The organism is Chitinophaga sp. (assembly GCF_035564935.1).
Classification (GTDB): domain Bacteria; phylum Bacteroidota; class Bacteroidia; order Chitinophagales; family Chitinophagaceae; genus Chitinophaga.
This window is the reverse complement of record NZ_DATMTE010000284.1, coordinates 1-2,913: the sequence shown is the minus strand read 5'-3', so window position 1 is coordinate 2,913 and position 2,913 is coordinate 1. Positions and strand designations below refer to the sequence as shown.

General features: G+C 44.4%; 4 protein-coding genes. All 4 read right to left on the bottom strand.

Features of this window, described 5'->3' with window-relative positions:
- Positions 1 to 26: 26 nt before the first annotated feature.
- On the bottom strand, positions 27 to 638 hold the full coding sequence (locus VN105_RS07610; RefSeq protein ID WP_325639508.1) for a fumarylacetoacetate hydrolase family protein: 612 nt from the start codon (positions 636 to 638) through the stop codon (positions 27 to 29).
- Positions 639 to 692: 54 nt separating this feature from the next.
- A complete protein-coding gene (gene pth, locus VN105_RS07605; RefSeq protein ID WP_325639506.1) occupies positions 693 to 1,274 on the bottom strand; it encodes an aminoacyl-tRNA hydrolase in 582 nt (193 codons plus the stop codon).
- An 87-nt stretch (positions 1,275 to 1,361) separates the two neighbouring features.
- On the bottom strand, positions 1,362 to 1,952 hold the full coding sequence (locus VN105_RS07600; protein WP_325639504.1) for a 50S ribosomal protein L25: 591 nt from the start codon (positions 1,950 to 1,952) through the stop codon (positions 1,362 to 1,364).
- Between the two features lie 38 nt (positions 1,953 to 1,990).
- A partial coding sequence (locus VN105_RS07595; protein WP_325639502.1) for a ribose-phosphate pyrophosphokinase occupies positions 1,991 to 2,913 on the bottom strand: 923 nt, incomplete at its 5' end.

Genomic DNA, 2,913 nt, shown 5'->3' with positions numbered 1-2,913 from the left:
CCAAGACAAGCGCCGAAGGCGCTCCCCTACTTAACAGAAAACTCCAGCAGGCTGTCATTTTCAATAAATGCCTCGAAGGCATCCCCTATTTCCGCAGGCCCTACGCCGGCAGGGGTGCCGGTAAAAATGAGGTCGCCTATATTCAGGGTAAAGAAGCGGGAAATGTATGCCACCAGGAAATCGAAGGAGAATAACAGATCCTGTGTGTTTCCGGACTGGGCCAATGCTTTGTTTTTATACAGGCAGAAGTTAATGTCTTTTTTATCCATCTCCGGGGTAATAGGTATAAAGTTCCCTACCACAGCGGAGTTATCGAAAGCTTTGGCTATTTCCCAGGGCAATCCTTTTGCCTTTTGCTTATCCTGTAAGTCCCGTGCTGTGAAGTCGATACCTACGGAAATATGATCATAGTATTTATCTGCAAATTTTTCCTGGATATGTTTACCATTTTTACTCACTCTGAGTACCAGCTCACATTCGTAATGCAGATTGGTAGTAAATTCAGGGTAATAGAAGGGGTGGCCGTTTTGCAGCAACGCATTCTTTGGTTTCATAAACAACACCGGTTCAGTGGGCACTTCATTTTTCAACTCCCTGGCATGATCGGCATAATTCCTGCCTACGCAAATAATTTTCATAATGCGTTTGTTTTTAAGGTATAAAAAAAGGAGATAGGGATCAGATGAACAAATTTATTTCACAGACGGGAAGGTCAGCTTATTACTGTCGTTCATGGTACGGGCAATGCCGATACTGGCAAAACTTTCAATGATATCTGAACATTTCCATATTTTCTCTTCCACTATCCGTTCTTCTGTATTTTTCCATTTACTGAGTACAAATTCCACCTGGCGGCCTTTGGGATAGTTATTTCCCACACCAAAGCGCAGGCGGGGATACTGATTGGTGCCCAGGGATTCCTGGATGCTTTTCAGCCCGTTATGCCCTGCATCGCTTCCGCCGGGGCGTAAGCGGAGCACTTCCAGTGGAAGAGCCAGGTCGTCCAGGATTACGAGCAGGTTTTCCACGGGAATCTTTTCCTTATCCAGCCAGTACTTAACGTCCTTCCCGCTCAGGTTCATGTAGGTAGTAGGCTTAATAACGATAAATGTTTTGCCTTTCCATTTACATTCCGCTACATCAGCGAGGCGGTCGTTTCTGAACGTGGCTTTATGCCTGGCAACAAAATCGTCCACCACATCAAAGCCTATATTATGACGGGTATGCCTGTATTCATCGCCAATATTGCCTAATCCTGCTATTAAGTATTTCATACAAGTCGATTTCGGGCCCTGGGATTTCCAAAATTAAAAAGCCCCTCTAAAAGTAGAGAGGCTTTTTGGAAAAATATATCTAAAAGATTATTTCTTTTTAGCATCTTTTTCAGCAGTTGCTTCTTCCTGACGCAGCTGACGGGTCATTACCACTGAAGCGATAGGAATACGCGGAGAGTTGGTAATTTCAACACCTTCCAGTTTAACGTCTTCCACGCGAATGTTCTCATTCAGTTCCAGGTTATCGATGTTCACTTCGATATTTTCAACCAGGTGCTTAGGTAATGCTTTTACTTTCAGCGCTTTCAGTTTGCTAACCAGTTTACCACCGGCTTTAACACCTACAGAAGAACCAACCAGTTTGATAGGGATGGTAACAGCTACCTGTTTGTCTTCCACCAGCTCCATAAAATCGATGTGAGCGAGTGCATCGGTAACTACGTCAAACTGCATATCTTTCAATACGCATCTGTAAGTTTTTGCGCCCAGCTTAATTTCTGCAATCTGGAAAGCTGCAGTGTAAACCAGTGTTTTGAATGCTTTGGCAGGAGCTGAAAAATTAACAGTTTCTGCACCCCCGTAAATAACGCAAGGCACTTGTTCCTCAGAACGGATCTGGCGGGTGGCTTTTTTGCCAAATTCGCTCCTGAGTTGTCCTTCGATGGTTATTGTGTTCATTGTTTAGACAATTTATATTGTTGATTAAAAATACTTTGTTATGCCTCTCCCCGGCGATGGCTGTGAATAAACAGGCTGGTGATCGACTTGTTTTCGTGCATGTTGCGAATAGCTACCGCAAAAAGCTCTGCAACAGATATCACCTTGATCTTGGAACCGGCTCCCTGTGGTTTGATAGGAATAGTATCACATACCACTATCTCCTCCAGTACTGATTTCTCGATATTTTCGTACGCATTGCCACTGAAAACGGGGTGGGTACAAAATGCACGAACACTTCTGGCGCCTTTTTCCTTTAACAGGTTTGCAGCTTTTGAAAGCGTTCCCGCAGTATCGCAAATATCATCAATGAGCACAATATCCCTGTTAGCCACATCTCCGATCACTACCATAGATGCTATTTCATTGGCACGTTTACGATGTTTGTCGCAAATAACCATCTCAGCATTAAAGTAAGACGCTACTTCACGTACCCTATTGGTACTACCTACGTCAGGGGACGCAAAGGTAAGGTTTTCCAGCCTTAAATTTTCTATATAAGGAATAAAAATAGCTGAACTGTCCAGGTGATCTACCGGGATATCAAAGAAACCCTGGATCTGCGGCGCATGTAAATCCATGGTTATCACCCTGTTAGCCCCCGCAGAAGTAAGCAAATTTGCCAGCAGTTTAGAGCCGATAGCCACACGTGGCTTATCTTTTCTATCCTGACGCGCATATCCGAAATAGGGAATTACAGCAGTGATGTAGCCGGCAGAAGCACGTTTGGCCGCGTCTATCATTAACAGCAGTTCCAGCAGGTTATCTGAAGGAGCGCTGGTTCCCTGGATCAGGAAAACATAATCCCCCCGGATACTTTCAAGGAACACGGGCTGAATTTCGCCGTCGCTGAATTTCTGAATTTTTACTTTGCCAAGACCGCCATTAAGACCCTTGCCATATTTCTTGGCAATTTTCTCGG